The following is an 18,718-nucleotide window of genomic DNA, read 5'->3' as shown; positions in this document are numbered from 1 at the left end:
ATAAATGCTAGAAAACCTCACCGATCGTCTATCTCGCGTTGTTAAAACAATGCGGGGGCAAGCCCGCCTTACCGAGGCGAATACCGCAGAAATGCTGCGGGAGATTCGTTTGGCCCTGCTGGAGGCCGATGTAGCGCTCCCCGTTGTTAAATCTCTCCTAGAGCAAATTAAATTTAAAGCCCTAGGCGAAGAGGTTGTAGGTAGCCTCAGCCCAGGCCAAGCCCTTGTTGGTGTGGTGCAGCGCGAACTAGCTCAAGTGATGACGGGCGAGAGCAAGCAAAGCGGTGAGCTCAACCTAGCAACCCAGCCACCCGCAGTGCTTCTGATGGCAGGTTTACAGGGTGCCGGTAAAACCACCTCAGTCGGTAAATTGGCTAAGTGGTTACAGGAAAAAAAGAAAAAGAAAGTGCTCACAGTTTCTTGTGACGTTTATCGCCCTGCCGCTATTGAGCAGCTAGAGACGGTGACCAAACAGGTTGGTGCAGAGTTTTTCCCAAGCAACATTAATCAAAAGCCTAACGATATTGCAACCGCCGCCTTAGATTGGGCACGTCGTCATTATTTTGATGTGGTGATTGTTGACACAGCAGGTCGCTTAGGTATTGATGAAGTGCTCATGCAAGAAATCAAAACTTTGCATGCCAGCTTAAACCCAATCGAGACTTTATTCGTAGTAGATGCAATGCTTGGTCAAGATGCCGTTAATACCGCCAAAGCCTTCCATGAAGCACTCCCCCTAACTGGCGTCATCCTCACTAAGCTAGATGGGGATTCACGCGGGGGTGCCGCTTTATCTGTTCGTCAAGTTACGGGTGTGCCACTCAAATTTATTGGTGTGGCCGAGAAGATGGATGGCTTGGAAGCGTTCGATGCAGAGCGTATGGCTAACCGCATCTTGGGTATGGGCGATATTCTGGCTTTGGTTGAACAAGCACAACAACATGTAGATGTTGCTAAAGCAGAAAAATTAGCTAGCAAGATTTCTAAGGGCGGATTTGATCTGGAAGACTTTCGGGATCAACTCATGCAAATGCAACAAATGGGTGGCATGGCAAGTTTGATGGACAAGCTACCTAGCCAGGTGGCTCAAGCTGCGTCCAAAGCAAATCTGAGCAACGCAGACAAACAAACTAAACGCATGCGTGGAATCATTGATAGCATGACACCACGTGAGCGGACGAAACCTGAGTTGCTAAAGGCAAGTCGCAAACGTCGCATCGCTGCCGGCGCTGGCGTAGAGGTACAAGAAGTCAATCGCCTACTCGCTCAATTTGAGCAAATGCAAACCATGATGAAGCAATTCAAAGGCGGAAAAATGGCGCGCACTATGGCTGCAATGGCTGCCAAAGGAGCCGCCAAAGGCATTGGCGGACTCTTTAAAAATAACCGAATAATTGTTGTAAAGCGCTTAAGCCAGTGAATTAACTCACTGTGGTCTTTGCTGCTTGAACGGCCGCAATCACTTTTTCTTTAATTTGTGTCAGAGCAATATTTTGTGACTCGGTATCGGTGCGGCCTTTAAATTCCACTTGAGAATCAGCCAAGCCACGATCACCAATAACAACGCGGAATGGGGCGCCAATCAGCTCCCAGTCAGCAAACATTGCACCCGGACGCTCATTGCGATCATCCAAAATCACATCAATGCCAGCAGCCAATAACTCAGCATGCAATTGATCGCATGCTGCTTTGACCTGTTCTGACTTCTCGTAACCCATTGGACAGATGACTACTTCAAATGGCGCCATAGAGATTGGCCAAATAATGCCCTTCTCATCGTGCCCTTGTTCAATTGCCGCTCCAAGTAAACGCGTAACGCCAATGCCATAGCAACCCATCACCATCGGCTGCGCTTTACCTTGTTGATCCAAGTAAGTACATCCCATTGCTTCTGAATAGCGCGTACCTAATTGAAAAACATGACCCACTTCAATTCCACGGCAGATATCAACGATACCTTTACCGTCCGGCGAAGGGTCACCAACTACCGCATTACGAATATCCAAAACAAGTGGCTCTGGCAAATCGCGCCCCCAGCTCACACCAGTCAGATGATGACCAGCATCATTAGCACCACAAACAAAGTCAGACATATTCGCAACGGTACGATCCGCCACGACAGTAACATCAGTGCTCACGCCAACGGGGCCTAAATAGCCAGCAGGTGCGTTACAGGCTTGCTTGATTTCAGCCTCAGTAGCAAAGCGAGACTCTGCCATTCCAGGGATCTTGCTAGCCTTAACCTCATTAAGCTCATGATCACCACGAACTAACAACATGAAGAGTTTTGCCGGGCCTTTTTCTTGATCAGCAGCGAATAACAAAGACTTCACTGTTTTTTCTAATGGGATGTTTAAAAACTTTGCAACCTCTGTGCAATTTGTCTTATCAGGTGTTGGTACTTTTGCCATCGCTTGAGTTGCAGCAGCGCGCCCCGCAAGCAATGACAAAGACTCAGCAGCCTCTAGATTGGCGGCGTAATCAGAGTTCGGGCAATACACAATGGCATCTTCGCCGGTATCTGCAATCACATGAAACTCTTGGCTGCCTGATCCACCGATGGCACCATTATCAGCGGTCACTGCGCGGAACTTCAGCCCCATGCGCTTAAAGATGCGGGTATAGGCATCAAACATGATTTGGTAAGACTTCTTCAAGCCTTCGATGTCACGATCGAATGAGTAGGCATCTTTCATGCTGAACTCGCGACCGCGCATGATTCCAAAACGAGGGCGACGCTCATCGCGAAACTTAGTCTGAATTTGATAAAAATTAATTGGTAACTGTTTATAGCTCTTAATTTCATTACGAGCTAAATCAGTAATCACCTCTTCTGAAGTTGGCTGAATCAAAAAATCACGATCATGGCGATCTTTGATACGCAGCAACTCTGGACCCATTTTTTCCCAACGACCAGTCTCTTGCCACAATTCGGCTGGCTGAATCATTGGCATGAGTAATTCAACTGCACCAGCACGATTCATTTCTTCGCGAATGATGTTTTCAACCTTGCGAATCACCTTTAATCCGAGCGGCAAGTAGTTATAAATACCAGCACTCAGTTTGCGAATTAAACCTGCACGAACCATGAGCTTGTGCGAGACCACCTCAGCGTCAGAAGGGGCTTCTTTTAGCGTGGCGAGAAATGATTGTGATGCTTTCATGTATGGATATAATCAAATCATTGATTTTAAAGGATTTGGGGCACGATCATGCTTGACCGTGAAGGATATAGACCCAATGTCGGCATTGTCCTCCTTAACAGCCGTAACGAGGTTTTCTGGGGAAAACGCGTTGGGCAGCATTCGTGGCAGTTCCCGCAGGGCGGGATAGCTCATGGCGAAAGCCCTGAACAAGCAATGTACCGCGAATTGCATGAAGAGGTTGGCTTGCTGCCGGAACATGTCCAGATTATTGGACGAACCAGGGACTGGCTCCGCTACGATGTCCCTGAGGAATACCTACGCCGCCAACATGCAACTAGGATTCATCGCGCAGCCTATCGAGGTNCAAAAACAAATCTGGTTTTTACTGCGCTTCGTAGGGCTAGATAGCGATATCCAATTGCGAGCTACCGAGCATCCAGAATTTGATGCATGGCGTTGGGTTCCATTTTGGATCCAACTTGATGCCGTTATTGGCTTTAAGCGAGAAGTCTATCAACTGGCTTTATCCGAACTGGCTCGCTACCTTGCAAAAGGCGTGCGGTTGCAGCAACTTGCGTGGGGAACTCCTCTAGACTTACTGCAGTCCTTTTATTTAAAAGGTGAAGATAGCTCCCATGAATCCACTAAATCGGACAAAGAACAAGAATGAACTCATACTTGCGCAAGCTTAGCCTATATATCTGCTGTATCTGTGCAGCTACTGTTTTATCTGGATGTGCCAGTGATCCCATGGAAAGCGGTCTAGATCCATTTGCGCCGATGGTATTCAAGGAGGGGTCAACAAAAATGCCTCTCAGCCCACCCAATCCCTCAAGCCTGGTACCTTTTTACGTCTCCCCGCAGACTATATTTAAGTTTGCAGTTGATACCGATTCCATCATGATTGGCGCAGATGGCGTCACTCGGTATATCGTTGTTCTTACCAGCCCAAATGGTAATCAACAAACACAATACGAAGGTATTCGTTGTGACTCATATCAGTGGAAACTTTACGGCACACTTGAGAACAACACCTGGAAAGAGAATCTCCTTGGTGCCTGGAGAGATATTAAGCTCCATGACCCAAATCGCTACCAAGCTGCTTTAGCACAAGGCGCATTTTGCAGTTTTAACACACAAGAAAAAAGTTTGAGAGCGGTAGTTCAAGCACTTAATCCAAGCGCATTTACAGGTGGTACAAAACCAACAAACTCATTTGGAGTTGTAGATTAACTAGGTTTTTGAGTAAGGAGACTGCCGATTTTCTCGCCAGCTAAAAGGCGAGTTAAGACTTCTGGCTCACGTCCCGAGGCAATGATCGTGGATGCGCCTGTTTGTACTGCAATCTTGGCTGCCAATACCTTGGTAAGCATTCCGCCCTTACTCAACTCGCTTGCCGCTCCGCCCGCCATCTTTTCTAGAGCAGGATCGCCGGCAATGGCATCAGTCAACAAGATTGCATCTGGATTCTGGCGCGGATCGGCAGTAAATAAGCCACCTTGATCGGTCAGTATTACCAGTAGATCTGCATGAACCAGGTTTGTTACCAAAGCAGCCAAGCTATCGTTATCACCAAATTTAATTTCATCGGTAACCACTGTGTCATTCTCGTTAATGATGGGCACTACACCCAACTTCAACAACGTTTCTAAGGTCCCTTTTGCATTGGCATTGCGCTCAGAATTGGCCAGATCAGCATTTGTCAGCAAAACCTGTGCACTGCGCAAATTAAATCGCGCAAAACAACTCTCATACACCTGCACTAAACCCATCTGCCCAACTGCAGCTGCAGCCTGAAGCTGATGAATTTCTTGTGGGCGCTTTACCCAACCTAATCGCTGCATACCTTCTGCAATAGCGCCTGAGCTCACCATCAGCACCTCGTGACCAACCTTTAGTAAGCCTGCAATTTGCTCGGCCCACATGGCAATAGCGGCATGATCTAAGCCCTCACCATTATTGGTAACCAGGCTTGAGCCCACTTTAACAACGATACGTTTGGTTTGTTTCAGGTTCATGGCAAATGAAGGTGCTTAATCACACTTTAATCTAGTGTCTTATCTTGGTTTTTTACTTCATCTTGATCTTGATAACGAGGATCGGCTGCGCGCTCCTCGGCATCATCGCGATCACGGCGTACAGAATCCAAATAGTCTTGCAAGGAATAGCAGAGCTTATCGCAACCCAAGCCAGTTAAGGCCGAGATTTCAAATACGGGGCCTTTCCACTTGAACTGTTTCACAAAGTCAGCCACCACTTTTTTACGATCCTCTTCAGGAATCATGTCGACCTTGTTTAAAACTAGCCAACGTGGCTTTTCGACCAAAGCTTCATCATATTTACGTAATTCATTCACGATCGCTTTAGCATCGGCCACCGGGTCCACATTCTCATCAAATGGTGCCAAATCAACTAAGTGCAAGAGAACACCCGTGCGTTGCAAGTGACGCAAGAAACGATGGCCTAAGCCAGCACCTTCTGCAGCACCCTCAATCAGTCCTGGGATATCAGCAATTACAAAGCTACGCTCATTACCTACCCGCACCACACCTAAATTAGGGTGGAGTGTTGTAAACGGATAGTCGGCAATCTTTGGTCGCGCATTAGAAACTGCGGTAATCAAAGTAGACTTACCGGCATTAGGCATACCGAGCAAACCAACATCAGCCAATACCTTTAGCTCCAATTTAAGCTTACGACGCTCACCAGGTTTGCCGTTTGTTTTTTGTCTGGGCGCTCTATTTGTAGAGCTCTTAAAGTGAATATTGCCCCAACCTCCAACACCGCCTTGAGCCAAACATAAGCGCTCACCGTGAGTGGTTAAGTCAGCAATTGGCTCACCCGTTTCGTAGTCAGAAATAATCGTACCAACCGGCATACGCAACTCAATATCATCGCCTGCGCGGCCATAGCAATCTGCGCCACGCCCTGGTTCACCATTTTTAGCAGTATGCGTTTTAGCGTAGCGGTAATCGATCAGCGTATTGATGTTGCGATCAGCAGTTGCCCATACGCTTCCACCCTTACCGCCATCCCCGCCATCAGGGCCGCCAAATTCAATAAACTTTTCGCGGCGCATAGATGCGCTCCCGGCGCCACCCTGGCCGGCTATGACTTCAATGCGTGCTTCGTCTATAAATTTCATGAATAAAAAAGGCCTCGCTTAGCGAGGCCTGTTCCTAAGAGTTAAATTCGGAATAAATCTGAATCAAACGAGTCTCAGTCAGGCGCCTTATGGACGAGGCAAGACTGAAACTTGGGCCTTCTTCAAAGCACCCTTAACGCCAAATTCCACTTGACCGTCAATTAAGGCGAACAAAGTGTGATCTTTACCAATACCAACGTTAGCACCTGGATGAACACGTGTGCCACGTTGACGAATGATGATGCTGCCAGCATTAATATGCTCGCCGCCAAATACCTTAACGCCTAAGCGTTTCGATTCTGAGTCGCGGCCATTTCGTGTTGAGCCGCCGCCTTTTTTCTGTGCCATATCTTTCTCCTACCCTGAATTAGGCTTTAATCGTGTTGATCAAAATTTCAGTGAAATTCTGACGATGGCCTTGGTGCTTTTGATAATGCTTGCGACGGCGCATCTTAAAGATTGTCACTTTATCGTGACGTCCCTGGGAGACGACAGTGGCCATCACAGCTGCACCATTAACCAATGGATCACCTAATTTCAGTGAAGCGCCTTCGCCAACGGCGAGGACTTGGTCAAGAGTGATTTCGCTGCCGATTTCCGCTGGTATCTGTTCTATTTTCAATTTTTCGCCTGCAGCAACTTTATATTGTTTGCCACCGGTTTTTATGACCGCGTACATGGTTTGAAACCTCAATTAATATCTACATTTAAGCTAATCCACCCTGGATGAGCTAAGCCCATTATTATATCTTGCATGCCGAGCACTGTCAAAACCAATGACTTAAGCCAAATTCTGGCCCCTATTGCTATAGATTTCAAGGGCTTAGACGAGGTGATTCGCCTCAAATTGGCCTCAAAAGTCGCCTTAATTGACCAAATCTCAACTTATATCATCCAGGCCGGCGGAAAACGGGTAAGACCAGCCCTCTTGATGCTTGTAGCCAAGGCCTTAGCAAATGGCAAAGCAACCCCTCACACCCTAGAAATGGCTGCTGTAGTGGAATTTATCCACACGGCCACCCTGCTCCATGACGATGTAGTCGATGAATCTACCCTCAGAAGGGGGCGTGAGACTGCAAATGCCGCCTTTGGTAACGCTGCAAGCGTTTTAGTCGGCGACTTCCTCTATTCAAGGGCATTTCAGATGATGGTCGGCCCAAATGATCTTCGGGTAATGCAAATACTGTCAGATGCCACTAATACGATTGCTGAGGGTGAGGTTTTGCAACTTCTCAATATGAACGACCCAGAGGTTGATGAAGCAAGCTACCTACAAGTGATTCGCTACAAAACTGCCAAATTGTTTGAAGCCTCTACTGAGCTTGGAGCAATTTTGGCAAACAGTACCGATTCACAACGTGAACAAGCTGGTGCCTTTGGTCGTCACATCGGAACGGCATTTCAATTGATGGATGATCTTTTGGACTACACAGCAAGCGCTGCTCAAATGGGAAAAAATGCTGGTGATGATTTACGTGAGGGTAAGCCGACCTTACCTCTTATCTACCTGCTAGAAAATGGCAGCAATGAAGAGCGCTTATTAGTGCGTGCTGCTATTGAACAAAATCAGGATTTACCGGATGATGTCTTTGCGCAGATTTTGGCCGCAGTGCAAAGCTCTGGTGCTCTTGATTACACCCAAGCTGCTGCAAAACGCGAAGCAGACCTAGCATTGGAATGCATCAACGACTTTCCAAGCAATGAGGCAACCACTGCATTACAGGCCTTATGCCAATACTCACTCGCACGACAGACTTAAAAAATTAATTTCCCACACTTTTCATTCTGAGTTCGCGGGCTGTAATGCGAGCCTGCTCAGCTTCTTCGCGAAGTCTTTCCACCTCTTGCTTAGACAATTTTTCGAGATTGGAATAATCCGACTTCCAAGACGGATCTGCAGCCCAAATCAGTGGCGACTGTAAGGTGGTTCGGGGCGCTGGAGCCGACTCGAGCAAACGCAAAGCCAATTCAAAATTGAGACTTTGGGAGTCAGAATCATTTGGTCTCGCTGCAGCATTTCCCAATGGAAAATCGCTAAATAAAAATCTAGGTACCCCACAGTACTCAACGATATCTTTTGCAGTGCCCATTACCAATGTGGGAATACCCTCTGCCTCAAGATATCTCGCCAATAAGCTTTGGCTCTGATGGCAGATGGGGCAATTTGGAATTAAAACCGCAACATCTACCTTATCTGCACGAAGCATTTCTAAAATAATTGGTGCATCAATATCTAATGTGTGACGCTGACTGCGATTGGTAGGCAGACCATAAAAATGGGGTGACAGCGCCTGAATTCTCTGCGCATTAATAGTCTGCCTTGCAGCCGCCAACGGAAACCAGCAGTTGCTATCTTCCATATTGGCATTTTTGCGATCGATACCAACATGAGCAATTCTCAAGTCAATTTCAGCATCAATCCTCATTTGATAAGGCTGATAAAACTTAGCAGCGGCATTATAGGATGCACCAGGGCCCTGATTTCCCTTTGCGGAATCAAAAGGTACTGCTGTAGTAATTAAACCTAAAACAGACTGATTGAGTGGTTTCTTTAGCGGAGTAAATGGCACATCAATGTAATGCGCCCAAACATAGGGGTTGTCATATCCCAAACCCAAGTAATAACTTCGGGTACGTTCGATATAGCGAACTGGCTGATCCAATTCTGGTGCAAAAACAAGTTCGGAAGTCTGAGACATCAACCCACCCCTGTAAGATATTGACTATCAAATATTTAAATTTATAGGAACTCATTATGGCTCAATGGCTCAGATTTCATCATCAGGGAATAAGTAGCTTGGGACTGTTGCAAGGCGATCAAATTGCCGTATATTCAGGCGATTTATTCAATCAACCCAAGGCAACTGGCGAGCTGCTTAAACTTGCGGATGTCACTCTGGATATTCCTTGTGTTCCATCAAAGATGGTGGCGATGGTGGATAACTTCCATGCCCTAGTGACTAAGCTCGAACATTCAGTGCCGCCTGAACCCCTATACTTTCTCAAAGGAAATAACTCTTTCTTAGCTGCTAACCAAGTGATTCGGACACCCAAATCGTATTCAGGGAAAGTCGTCTACGAGGGTGAATTGGGGATCGTGGTTGGCAAGCACATCTACGAGGCAGATGAATCTGAGGCTGCAAAAGCTATTTTTGGATATACCTGCATCAACGATGTGACTGCAATTGAAATTCTTAACCGTGATCCTGGGTATGCTCAGTGGACTCGGTCAAAAAGTTTTAATACTTTTGGCGTCTTTGGTCCCTACATCACTACCGATGTTGACCCGAGCAAGCTAACCATCAAAACGATTCTGAACGATCAAGAGCGTCAGAATTACCCGGTGGCAGATATGATCTTCCCACCAGCTAAATTGGTAAGCTTGATTTCTCAAGATGTGCCTCTGGAAGCGGGCGACATCATTGCTTGCGGCACCTCGGTGGGTGTTGGCTCCATGAAATCTGGCAGCAACGTCAGCATCATCATTGAAGGTGTTGGGCAGTTGGATAATCGCTTCGAATAAATTGATCACCCTTAAAACAAAAACCCTTGCCATGTTCAATAGCAAGGGTTTTTTAATGCCGAAGATAACTGCTAATCTTTTTGCTTTTAATAGCCAGAAACTGATGGTAAAGCCAAGCTGCCTTTAGAAGCTTGTACGTTTTCATCTAAGTATTTTGTTAAAGCAAATACGGTATTTAAACAAGGAGTTGGTGTCTGAGTAATCTTACCCAGCTCAATCACTGAACCCAAGAGTGCATCGATTTCTAAACTACGGCCAGCCTCCAGGTCTTGCAGCATTGAGGTCTTATGCTTACCCACTTTTTCTGCACCAGCAATGCGACGCTCAATATCGACGCGGAATGTTACGCCTAGTTTCTCAGCAATCGTTTGTGCTTCAGCCATCATGCTGCGCGCCAATTCTTTCGTCAGCGGGTACTGGCAAATACCCTCCAGAGTCCCATGAGTCAAAGAACTAATTGGATTGAAGGTCATATTGCCCCACAGCTTGAGCCAAATCTCAGAACGGATATCGTCCAAGATTGGTGACTTAAAGCCAGCGGCGCTCATCATCTCTGAGATCTTTTGAATACGCTCCGTTGTCTTGCCGTCCAACTCACCTAAGGGAAAGCGATTACCCTCAACGTGACGAATCACACCGGGAGCTTGGGTGAACGTAGCTGGATACACAACGCACCCAATAATGTTGTTTGGATTAATTGCTTTCTTAGCGAGTCCGCCAGCATCCACTGTTTCAACAGCGTGGTCTTGATACTCGCCACCTAATTTTTGGAAATACCACCAAGGAATACCGTTTTGCATTGGAATCAAAATCGTTTCAGGGTCCATGATGGCAGCCAAGTCATCAATGATGGGCTCCACTTGATGCGCTTTCACTGCCAAGATAACCACATCCGGCGTTTCAGCATCTCTCATTTTTTCTACTGCTTTGACTTGCGCAACTAATGGCTCTGGCTGATCATCCATGATCAGTGCCAGACCACGTTCTTTAATGGCGGCTAAAGTTGCGCCACGAGCAACCACAGTGACGTCGTTGCCTGCTCTGGCCAGTATGACAGCTAGATAGCCGCCAATGGCACCACCCCCACCAATCACACAGATTTTCATAGGAACCCCATAAGAATTAAAATTTTTGTATTAACTCCATATTAGAGGAGAATATTTTGCAGTGCAACAATTTTGATTGCCTAATTTATAGGCAAATAAGGCTTTAAACTGCCTTTAAAGAGTCTTTTGGCACTAGGCTACCCAAAATCATGCCGGCAATACTGGCCAATAAGCCTGCCAATTGCGGCGGCAAGATGGCATTGGGAGCCAAAATTTCAGAGCTAATCCAGATTGTCAGACCCCCAACTACCGCCAACAGGCCACCTAAGGAGTTTGCTCTAGGCCAGTAGACTCCGAAAGCGAGTGGTACAAAAGCAGCCACTAAGGTGACCTTATAGGCACTCTCCACCATCTTAAAAATAGATAACTCAGAGTTCACAGCAAAAAAGGTAACAACTATTGCAAAACACAAGACTGTAATCCGCATGATTTTCAGCAAATGACGATCTGACAGATGCTTGAAAAAACCTCTCACAATGTTTTCTGCAAAAGTCACCGAGGGCGCTAGTAAGGTGGCACTTGCGCAACTCTTAATTGCAGATAGCAAAGCGCCAAAGAACATCACCTGAGCAATGAGCGGAGCATGGTTCAAGATGAGCTTTGGCAGAATCATTTGAGGATCCGTATTCAAATATTGGTTCACCAAATCAGGACTAATTAAAGTTGCCGAATAAGCTAAATACATCGGTACAAAAGCAAAGATAAAGTACAGCACGCCGCCCAGAATGGCAGCATTGACCGCAATATTCACATTTTTGCTCGACGTAATTCGCTGGAAAACGTCCTGCTGCGGAATGGAGCCAAGCATCATCGTACAAAGTGCTGCAACAAATCCTAAGATTGATGCCAGATTCATTTCAGGCCAGAAATTACTAAATTGCCCAGCAGCTGCAGCGTGCTGGACGACTACCCCAATGCCACCAGTCTGCACGGTCATCTCGCCACCAATGTAGAGCATGCCAATCACAATAATGATCATCTGAATGAAGTCAGTAACCGCTACTGACCACATGCCGCCAAATAGGGTGTAGATCAAGACACTAGCGGCACCAATCATCATGCCACCAGTCTGAGAGATGCTGCCTTCAGAAACAACATTAAACACGAGACCCAAAGCTTTGATCTGAGCAGCTACCCACCCTAAATATGAAACAACAATACATAGCGTCACTAAAACTTCAACGGTACGTCCATACTTCTCGCGAAAGAAATCACCGATGGTAAGCATGCGACGGTTGTACAGGTGCCGCGCAAAAAAGAGACCCACCAAGATGAGGCAAAGGGAGGAGCCAAATGGGTCTGCAACGACACCTCCTAAACCTTCTTTTAAGAAGGTTGCTGGAATACCTAAAACCGTTTCTGAACCAAACCAAGTTGCAAAAACCGTAGCTGTCACGATAGGCATTGGAAGACTATGCCCTGCTGCTGCGAAATCAGCAGTGCTCTTGACGCGCAAAGCAGCCCATAGGCCGATGCCAACTGAGACTACCCAGTAAATGATGACGAACCAAATCAGCACGCCCGATTTCTCCTTCCAGAATTTGGTGAAATTATATGGCTATGTCACTTTTGTTAGTAAGGAAATAAGCGCCAATTTAGAGCACGCTGGTCTGACATAATTGATAGGTGCCTTCAGCCAAATTAAACCTACTCGAAAGCCTTGATGCCGATCTAGCCTATCAAAAGGCTATTTTGAGCTCAGTATCCCGCACCTTTGCGCTCACCATTCCCTTATTGCCACCCGCTATTGAAAAAGTAGTTGGCAATACTTACTTGCTTTGCAGAATTGTTGACACCGTTGAAGATGCAGTCGATGTAAAACCGGAAGCCAAGCAAGCACTCTCTAAGCTATTTCTAGATGCTGTTTTAGAGACCGCACCAGTACAGTCCTTTGTTGAGCCTTGCCTGGTAGAGCTCAAGAATTATGGCAATCAAGATGAGCTTGATTTAATAGCTCATACTCCAACTGTTTTGCGAATATTGCATACCTGCTCTAGCCAAGATCAAGCCGCCGTTAGTCGATGTGTTTCTATCATGTCTGAAGGGATGTCCCGATTTCATGGCAAGCAAACTGAAACGGGCCTACAGGATCTAAAAGAATTTGAAGAGTACTGCTATGTCGTAGCTGGTGTAGTTGGAGAGCTTCTTACCAGTATTTTCAGTAATCACTCAGCTTCATTTGCAAAGAACATGAAAGGGCATGAAGCTCTAGCGATCGACTTTGGTCAAGCCTTGCAGATGACTAACATCCTCAAAGATTCACCTGAAGATAAAGCCCGGGGTGTTTCTTGGAAGCCAATCAATACCAGCCAGCCTGAGCTCTTAAGGATTGCCTATCAAAAGCTTCAAGCCTCCATGGACTACATCCTGCTAATTCCAAAGGAAGAGTTAGGGATGAGACGTTTTTGCTTCTTAGCATTTGGTCTTGCAGTAATGACGCTATCCAAAATTGCCAATCGCAATCAATTTAATAGTAAAACGGAAGTTAAGCTCTCTCGCAAAACTGTCATGATGTTTTATAGCTTTACCAAAGTTGCAGTTCATAGTGATGCACTCATGAAGATCTTCTTTTATGCATCATCCAAGTCACTTAGAAAATAAATCAGGACTTAGAGCACCCCCTCGTGCCTTAGAAGCCAAGTCTTAATCTCTCGATAAAGGCCTGGAACATTTTCTTTCATGAATCCGCCTATACCCTGAGCGGATAACACGCGATGGCATGGAGTGATCAAGGGGTAGGGATTGGCGCCGCAGGCTGTACCCACTGCCCTTGGACCACTTTTAATGGCTTTTGCTACCTCACCATAGGTCCGTGATTGACCAAGAGGTATCTCCCGAATACGCTTCCAGACTTTTTGCTGATGGGCAGTGCCTAGCGGCTTCATCGGCAAATCAAATTGATAATGTGGATCCTTAAAGTAAGCCTTGCATTGCTTAGCCACTTCTTTAGCCAGTTGATTCTGAGGTGGTGAAAGAGGGGTGTTTGCAGAAAGATAGTCAACCTTTGAGAGCATGAGGCTCCCATCGACTATCTCAGTCAGAATACCTAGCCTTCCAAAAGGGGCCTCAATGACACAGTAATCAGCACTTTTAGCCAAGGAAGATTTTTTTGATGGGGCCATAGGAATGATTCTCACATAATTTAAATAAAGAATATGACAAGCATTTCTACCCTAGCTATGGCTTATGAATATGGCTAGTGAAAGCTTACTTTGCTATATTGAATCATCATTCATTTTTGCAGGCAAGCTTGATGGACAACTTTTTTGACGATTGGCCCCTTTACAGCCAGGCTGCTTTAGTCCTATTTTTACTCGCACTATCGGGCTTCTTTTCGATGGCTGAGACGAGCATGCTTTCATCAAACCGTCATCGCCTTCGAGCGATGGCCAATAGCGGAAACTCAGGTGCGGCCCTAGCTGAAAGGCTTCTCAAACGAATTGACTCACTACTCTCAGTACTGTTGATTTCAAATAATCTCATCAACACCATCCTACCCATCTTGGTTACTGGGATTGCCCTGCATCTATTTGGCGAAAGCGGACTCGTTCTTTCTATCGCAACTTTAGTGGTTGCTTTACTCATCATCATCTTTAGTGAGATCACCCCCAAGGTAATTGGTGCTGCTTTCCCGGAAAAGATTGCATCTAACGTTGGATGGCTTATCTTGCCGCTAACCTTTTTACTTAAACCTTTGCTTTGGCTAATTAACAATTTTGTTTCCGGCTTAATGAAGGCGTCAGGCTTGCAATCCTCCTCAGATAGCAAGGCAATGAGTAAAGAAGAGTTGCGTAGCCTAGTTCTAGAATCCAATCGCTTTGTTTCAACTCACCATCGTAATATTTTGCTCAACTTATTTAACCTGGAGAACATTACTGTTGATGATGTAATGACCCCAAGGTCAAAAATTGAAGTTTTGGATCTTGCTAGACCGATTGACGAGGTAGTTCAGCAACTGGAGACCTGTTATCACAATAAATTACCAGTATGTGATGGTGATTCTGAGAGGATTGTGGGGATCTTATCGGTCAAAAAAGCCCTATCTTTATTAGGCGACTCTGACTTACAGCATCAAGACTTCAGATCTCTCATCAATGAGCCTTATTTCATTCCTACTGGCACACCTGTTCTGCAACAGATGCAATTCTTTCAAGACAATCAACAGCGCTTAAGTTTGGTAGTCAATGAATATGGTGAGGTGCTAGGCCTTGTCACATTCGAAGATATCGTAGAAGAGCTGATTGGTGAATTCACAACCTCTTTCTCCAATCTGTCGACTGATCCTCACTGGCTGGCTGACGGAACCTATCTCGCCAGTGGTGGAGCCTCTTTAAGGGACCTGAATCGACTCCTAAATTTGGATCTGCCCTTAGATGGCCCTCGAACTTTAAACGGTCTTATCCTAGAAAAACTTGAAGCCATACCCGGCCATGATGTGAGCGTCAAAATTGCCGGCATCGTCATGGATATCGTGCAGTTTGATGACCAAGGTGTGAAGACCGTCAAACTCTATCGCCCAAGCCCCAGCCTAGACCAAGCTTGAGCGTTTCTCATGATGACTCACTCATAATTCGCACCTGGTATGAGATCGCAACTGATGCGCTTCATGCCAGAGCTAGCGATATCCATATTGAGGCTGGAACCCTAAATAGCCTTGTCCGTATTAGAGTAGATGGCTTATTACAATTAGCGTCCCAATATCCCGTTGATCTGCATGAGCGACTGATTACACGCATCAAAGTATTAGCACGCTTAGACATTGCCGAGAAACGCATCCCACAAGATGGACGTCTTTGTATTGGTTTGGATTTTTCAAAACCCGATATTGATTGCCGTGTTTCGATACTGCCAACTCTGTATGGTGAAAAAGCAGTGATTCGAATCTTGCCTAACAAACTAGATGGGCTTGCACTAAATCAAATCGGGTTACTCCCTGAACAACTTTGCATTCTTCAAAAGGCAATTGCGCAACCCAATGGCTTAATTCTGGTCACAGGGCCCACGGGGAGCGGTAAAACCCGCACGCTCTATAGCTGCTTGAACACACTCAATCAAACTCATCGCAATTTGTGCTCAATTGAAGATCCTGTTGAAATCCGCTTACCTGGCGTTAATCAAGTGGCCTATCACCCTCGTGCAGGCCTTGATTTTGGAACAATCATTAAGGCGCTTCTGAGGCAGGATCCCGATGTCATCATGATCGGAGAAATTCGAGATGGTGCTACAGCACAACTGGCGATTCAAGCTGCACAGACCGGCCATCTTGTCTTAAGTACCTTGCATACTCGGGATGCTAGAGGAGCACTGGCTAGACTGAAAAATCTCGGGGCAGATGAAGAGTCATTGGTATCTTGTTTGCGAAGTGTTAGCTCCCAAAGATTGATTCGCAAACTATGCTCTGAATGTAAAAAATCTGTCGCGAAAGCTATGAGTAGTTGCTCAAAATGTAAAGGCAGCGGTTACTTTGGGCGCATTGGTGTTCATGAGGTTTTAAGTAGCCGACATTTATTTGATTCTTTCTTGCCCTCTCTGAGTATGAGTGAAGCGGGAGCACAATACGTCAAAGCTGGTCTTATTGATCAAGCCAGTCTAGATGCCGAGGTTAGCCAATGGCACTAAGTAAACAATCTCAATGGGATTTTGCGCAGCAATTGCTGACTCTGTTTCATGCTGGATTAGCGCTTCTCAATGCTATCGAACTCATTCAATCCTCGGCTCCAAAAGACTGGCAACCCTGGTTAAAGGCAATCCAAACTCATCTGAAGCAAGGCAATAGCTTTTCTCAAAGTCTAATGGCACAAGACAATCTATTTTCCATGGAGTTTATTAACTTGATTCGAGTAAGTGAGCGCACTGGCGATATTTCTCTCGCTCTCAAAACGATATGCCAGCAACTAGAAGCTCAAATTGAATTAAGACGTAAAGTGCAACAAGCCCTGAGCTACCCCCTTATTACCTTAGGCAGCTCATTTCTATTGGTGATCGTCATGATGATTTGGGTTGTTCCTGTTTTTAAGGATGTTTTTGGGCATTTTCAGGCAGAACTGCCACCGCCCACAAAAGTGCTCATTCAAGCTTCATCACTCTTAAACAACTTTGCCCTAGAAATCAGTATTTGTCTTATCACCAGTATTTTCATTTTCTTGGGTGCCTGGTTCAAATCCTCCGCCTTCCAAAAGAAGTGTGATGAATGGAGTTTTCGTATTCCCCTAATAGGAAAATTGCTGCGCCTAGCAGCCTTAACTTACTGGTGCCGAACCCTAAGCCACCTTCTAGAATCAGGATTACCACTTCCAGATGCATTGCGAGTGACCGCACAATCATCCAACCATTGGCTGAGCCATGACTTGAGTGCAGAAGTTTTTAAACAATTAACCCGAGGCTGGCCCTTAGGAGATGCCTTGAAGAAAGCCGATCCAAAATATGGCTTTTTTGATCCCGAGACCTTGCAATTACTTCATATCGCATCTGAAAGTGGCCTTCTTGCGCAAATGCTTAGCAAGCGTGCCCACACCTTAGGATCACAACTAAGTAACAGACTGAATAACTTGAGTCAAACTTTGGAGCCTTTGCTCATTATTATTGTTGGTGTAATTATTGGTAGTCTAGTCATCATCTTGTATCTACCGATATTTAATTTAGGGCAAATCGTTTAATGCATTTTTTCACCATCATCGATCTAGTGCGAGCCTTCCTCATCATGACCTTGCTATGCTTGGCCTATATTGATCTACGCACGTTTCGACTGCCTGATTTCATGACCATTCCCATGATTTGTTTTGGACTGATATTTAACGGTATTGGATGGGGTTTTACTAACGTTGAAAATGCCATTACAGGTGCAATTATTGGATATGCTTTTTTGTGGGCTCTCAACCTAGTCTATCTTTGGATTAAAAAACAAAATGGCATCGGCATGGGGGATGCGAAACTATTGGCCGCTCTGGGGGCTTGGCTAGGTGCGAGGGCTTTACCAGAGATTCTCTTATTAGCCTCAATCACCGGTCTATTGGGAGGGCTTCTTTGGCTTCGACTCCATAAGCAAGGTATGCGGTCAGCATTTCCTTTTGGACCATTTCTTGCTATTGCTGGCATTATTGAGCTGTTATGGCCACAGCTTCTCCAATCTTGGTTTCTGAGCAATCCGATTTAAGCGGATTAAAGGGGCGCATTCCCTTGATCGGCTTAACTGGAGGCATTGGTTCGGGCAAAACAGCAGTCAGCGATTTATTGGGGAAATTAGGCGCCGGAATTATTGATACCGATCTGATTGCCCATCAGATCACCGCTCCAAATGGAGTGGCAATTTCAGCCATCGAGAAGCAGTTTGGCACCGAGTTTATTGACCTCAATGGAGCTCTAGATAGAAGCAAGATGCGCACCCTGGTGTTCGCCAAACCTGAAGCCAGAAAAGCGTTGGAGGAGATTACCCACCCCCTTATTCGACAAGAAACCTTGAAACAGGCTAATCAGCTAGCGACTGCAAACGCACCCTATCTCGTATTTGTGGTGCCGCTTTTGATTGAATCAGGCACATGGGAAGGTCTAATTGACGATTTAGTAGTGGTGGACTGCCCTGAGGAGCTCCAAATTGCTAGGGTGATGCGCCGCAGCAATTTAGCCCGGGCTGAAGTGGAAAGAATTCTTCAGGCTCAAGTATCCAGGAAAGATCGTCTTGCTCGCGCGGATTTCGTTCTTGAGAATCAAGGCGACTTTGCGGAACTCGATGCCGAGGTTAATCAATTGCACCAAAAAATTCTACAGATTAAGAAAGATCAGCTCAGTTCGTCATAGAATA

Annotated in this window: 18 protein-coding genes and 2 pseudogenes; 11 read left to right on the top strand and 9 right to left on the bottom strand. The window is 45.9% G+C overall.

Going from position 1 to position 18,718, the window contains the following annotated elements:
• Positions 1-4: 4 nt before the first annotated feature.
• Positions 5-1,420, top strand: a complete 1,416-nt coding sequence (ffh, locus tag A9236_RS06245) for a signal recognition particle protein (protein ID WP_071467807.1) — start codon at positions 5-7, stop codon at positions 1,418-1,420.
• 1 nt (position 1,421) lies between these two features.
• Here ffh and A9236_RS06240 read toward each other — a convergent pair whose 3' ends face one another.
• Complete coding sequence (locus A9236_RS06240; protein ID WP_071464562.1) at positions 1,422-3,164, bottom strand: proline--tRNA ligase; 1,743 nt, start codon at positions 3,162-3,164, stop codon at positions 1,422-1,424.
• 48 nt (positions 3,165-3,212) lie between these two features.
• Here A9236_RS06240 and A9236_RS06235 point away from each other — a divergent pair.
• Together A9236_RS06235 and A9236_RS06230 are read left to right on the top strand one after the other, a co-directional pair.
• Positions 3,213-3,729 (top strand): annotated as a pseudogene (locus A9236_RS06235) (RNA pyrophosphohydrolase); the annotation flags it as partial.
• An 83-nt stretch (positions 3,730-3,812) separates the two neighbouring features.
• Entirely contained in the window at positions 3,813-4,379 is a 567-nt protein-coding gene (locus A9236_RS06230; RefSeq protein ID WP_071464560.1) for a CNP1-like family protein, read from the top strand.
• 14 nt (positions 4,380-4,393) lie between these two features.
• On the opposite strand, the pseudogene proB reads toward A9236_RS06230, so the two are convergent.
• The 4 genes and pseudogenes from proB to rplU all read right to left on the bottom strand — a co-directional run.
• A pseudogene (proB, locus tag A9236_RS06225) lies at positions 4,394-5,164 on the bottom strand (glutamate 5-kinase); the annotation flags it as partial.
• Between the two features lie 26 nt (positions 5,165-5,190).
• Entirely contained in the window at positions 5,191-6,291 is a 1,101-nt protein-coding gene (gene obgE, locus A9236_RS06220) for a GTPase ObgE (RefSeq protein ID WP_071464558.1), read from the bottom strand.
• An 87-nt stretch (positions 6,292-6,378) separates the two neighbouring features.
• Positions 6,379-6,639: a 50S ribosomal protein L27 gene (rpmA, locus tag A9236_RS06215; RefSeq protein WP_071464557.1), complete on the bottom strand. Its 261-nt coding sequence runs from the start codon at positions 6,637-6,639 to the stop codon at positions 6,379-6,381.
• Between the two features lie 19 nt (positions 6,640-6,658).
• Complete coding sequence (gene rplU / locus A9236_RS06210; protein WP_011902040.1) at positions 6,659-6,970, bottom strand: 50S ribosomal protein L21; 312 nt, start codon at positions 6,968-6,970, stop codon at positions 6,659-6,661.
• A 75-nt stretch (positions 6,971-7,045) separates the two neighbouring features.
• Between rplU and A9236_RS06205 the strand changes: the two genes are divergently transcribed.
• Positions 7,046-8,050 carry a polyprenyl synthetase family protein gene (locus tag A9236_RS06205; protein WP_071464556.1) on the top strand — a complete coding sequence of 335 codons (1,005 nt, stop codon included), beginning with the start codon at positions 7,046-7,048 and terminating at the stop codon, positions 8,048-8,050.
• Positions 8,051-8,054: 4 nt separating this feature from the next.
• Here A9236_RS06205 and A9236_RS06200 read toward each other — a convergent pair whose 3' ends face one another.
• The gene (locus A9236_RS06200) at positions 8,055-8,990 is read right to left on the bottom strand and encodes a glycine reductase (RefSeq protein WP_071464555.1); all 936 of its coding nucleotides are present in this window, start codon (positions 8,988-8,990) and stop codon (positions 8,055-8,057) included.
• A gap of 56 nt (positions 8,991-9,046) precedes the next feature.
• Here A9236_RS06200 and A9236_RS06195 point away from each other — a divergent pair, with 56 nt between their 5' ends.
• On the top strand, positions 9,047-9,814 hold the full coding sequence (locus tag A9236_RS06195; protein WP_071464554.1) for a fumarylacetoacetate hydrolase family protein: 768 nt from the start codon (positions 9,047-9,049) through the stop codon (positions 9,812-9,814).
• A gap of 86 nt (positions 9,815-9,900) precedes the next feature.
• On the opposite strand, the gene A9236_RS06190 is transcribed toward A9236_RS06195, so the two are convergent.
• Together A9236_RS06190 and A9236_RS06185 are read right to left on the bottom strand one after the other, a co-directional pair.
• Entirely contained in the window at positions 9,901-10,920 is a 1,020-nt protein-coding gene (locus A9236_RS06190; RefSeq protein WP_071464553.1) for a 2-dehydropantoate 2-reductase, read from the bottom strand.
• A 103-nt stretch (positions 10,921-11,023) separates the two neighbouring features.
• The gene (locus A9236_RS06185; protein ID WP_071464552.1) at positions 11,024-12,439 is read right to left on the bottom strand and encodes a sodium:solute symporter family protein; all 1,416 of its coding nucleotides are present in this window, start codon (positions 12,437-12,439) and stop codon (positions 11,024-11,026) included.
• 107 nt (positions 12,440-12,546) lie between these two features.
• On the opposite strand from A9236_RS06185, the gene A9236_RS06180 reads away from it, so the two are divergent.
• Complete coding sequence (locus A9236_RS06180; protein WP_071464551.1) at positions 12,547-13,521, top strand: squalene/phytoene synthase family protein; 975 nt, start codon at positions 12,547-12,549, stop codon at positions 13,519-13,521.
• Between the two features lie 8 nt (positions 13,522-13,529).
• Here the strand turns inward: A9236_RS06180 and A9236_RS06175 are convergent, their stop codons facing one another.
• The gene (locus A9236_RS06175; protein WP_071465092.1) at positions 13,530-14,042 is read right to left on the bottom strand and encodes a methylated-DNA--[protein]-cysteine S-methyltransferase; all 513 of its coding nucleotides are present in this window, start codon (positions 14,040-14,042) and stop codon (positions 13,530-13,532) included.
• A gap of 131 nt (positions 14,043-14,173) precedes the next feature.
• On the opposite strand from A9236_RS06175, the gene A9236_RS06170 reads away from it, so the two are divergent.
• From A9236_RS06170 to coaE, 5 genes are read left to right on the top strand one after another with little or no spacing between them, the layout of a single operon-like run.
• A complete protein-coding gene (locus A9236_RS06170) occupies positions 14,174-15,463 on the top strand; it encodes an HlyC/CorC family transporter (protein WP_071465091.1) in 1,290 nt (429 codons plus the stop codon).
• Positions 15,460-16,539 carry a GspE/PulE family protein gene (locus A9236_RS06165; protein ID WP_071464550.1) on the top strand — a complete coding sequence of 360 codons (1,080 nt, stop codon included), beginning with the start codon at positions 15,460-15,462 and terminating at the stop codon, positions 16,537-16,539. Before A9236_RS06170 ends, A9236_RS06165 begins: the two co-directional genes overlap by 4 nt.
• Positions 16,530-17,576, top strand: coding sequence for a type II secretion system F family protein (locus A9236_RS06160; protein WP_071464549.1), 1,047 nt, complete (start codon positions 16,530-16,532; stop codon positions 17,574-17,576). The genes A9236_RS06165 and A9236_RS06160 overlap by 10 nt, the downstream gene beginning before the upstream one ends.
• Complete coding sequence (locus A9236_RS06155) at positions 17,576-18,073, top strand: A24 family peptidase (RefSeq protein ID WP_071464548.1); 498 nt, start codon at positions 17,576-17,578, stop codon at positions 18,071-18,073. The genes A9236_RS06160 and A9236_RS06155 overlap by 1 nt, the downstream gene beginning before the upstream one ends.
• Positions 18,028-18,714 carry a dephospho-CoA kinase gene (gene coaE, locus A9236_RS06150; protein WP_083393423.1) on the top strand — a complete coding sequence of 229 codons (687 nt, stop codon included), beginning with the start codon at positions 18,028-18,030 and terminating at the stop codon, positions 18,712-18,714. Before A9236_RS06155 ends, coaE begins: the two co-directional genes overlap by 46 nt.
• The last annotated feature ends 4 nt before the right edge of the window (positions 18,715-18,718 follow it).

Source organism: Polynucleobacter sp. QLW-P1DATA-2 (assembly GCF_001870365.1).
Taxonomy (GTDB): domain Bacteria; phylum Pseudomonadota; class Gammaproteobacteria; order Burkholderiales; family Burkholderiaceae; genus Polynucleobacter.
The sequence above is the reverse complement of the archived record's forward strand: the minus strand, read 5'-3'. Positions and strand labels throughout refer to the sequence as shown.

Bases quoted from the DNA above. Each gene is read 5' to 3' on its own strand.
- A9236_RS06240 (WP_071464562.1), bottom strand. From the start codon at position 3,164: ATGAAAGCATCACAATCATTTCTCGCCACGCTAAAAGAAGCCCCTTCT.
- A9236_RS06175 (WP_071465092.1), bottom strand. From the start codon at position 14,042: ATGGCCCCATCAAAAAAATCTTCCTTGGCTAAAAGTGCTGATTACTGT.
- A9236_RS06205 (WP_071464556.1), top strand. From the start codon at position 7,046: ATGCCGAGCACTGTCAAAACCAATGACTTAAGCCAAATTCTGGCCCCT.
- A9236_RS06170 (WP_071465091.1), top strand. From the start codon at position 14,174: ATGGACAACTTTTTTGACGATTGGCCCCTTTACAGCCAGGCTGCTTTA.
- A9236_RS06190 (WP_071464553.1), bottom strand. From the start codon at position 10,920: ATGAAAATCTGTGTGATTGGTGGGGGTGGTGCCATTGGCGGCTATCTA.
- rplU (WP_011902040.1), bottom strand. From the start codon at position 6,970: ATGTACGCGGTCATAAAAACCGGTGGCAAACAATATAAAGTTGCTGCA.
- coaE (WP_083393423.1), top strand. From the start codon at position 18,028: ATGGCCACAGCTTCTCCAATCTTGGTTTCTGAGCAATCCGATTTAAGC.
- rpmA (WP_071464557.1), bottom strand. From the start codon at position 6,639: ATGGCACAGAAAAAAGGCGGCGGCTCAACACGAAATGGCCGCGACTCA.
- A9236_RS06195 (WP_071464554.1), top strand. From the start codon at position 9,047: ATGGCTCAATGGCTCAGATTTCATCATCAGGGAATAAGTAGCTTGGGA.
- A9236_RS06200 (WP_071464555.1), bottom strand. From the start codon at position 8,990: ATGTCTCAGACTTCCGAACTTGTTTTTGCACCAGAATTGGATCAGCCA.
- ffh (WP_071467807.1), top strand. From the start codon at position 5: ATGCTAGAAAACCTCACCGATCGTCTATCTCGCGTTGTTAAAACAATG.
- A9236_RS06160 (WP_071464549.1), top strand. From the start codon at position 16,530: ATGGCACTAAGTAAACAATCTCAATGGGATTTTGCGCAGCAATTGCTG.
- obgE (WP_071464558.1), bottom strand. From the start codon at position 6,291: ATGAAATTTATAGACGAAGCACGCATTGAAGTCATAGCCGGCCAGGGT.
- A9236_RS06155 (WP_071464548.1), top strand. From the start codon at position 17,576: ATGCATTTTTTCACCATCATCGATCTAGTGCGAGCCTTCCTCATCATG.
- A9236_RS06230 (WP_071464560.1), top strand. From the start codon at position 3,813: ATGAACTCATACTTGCGCAAGCTTAGCCTATATATCTGCTGTATCTGT.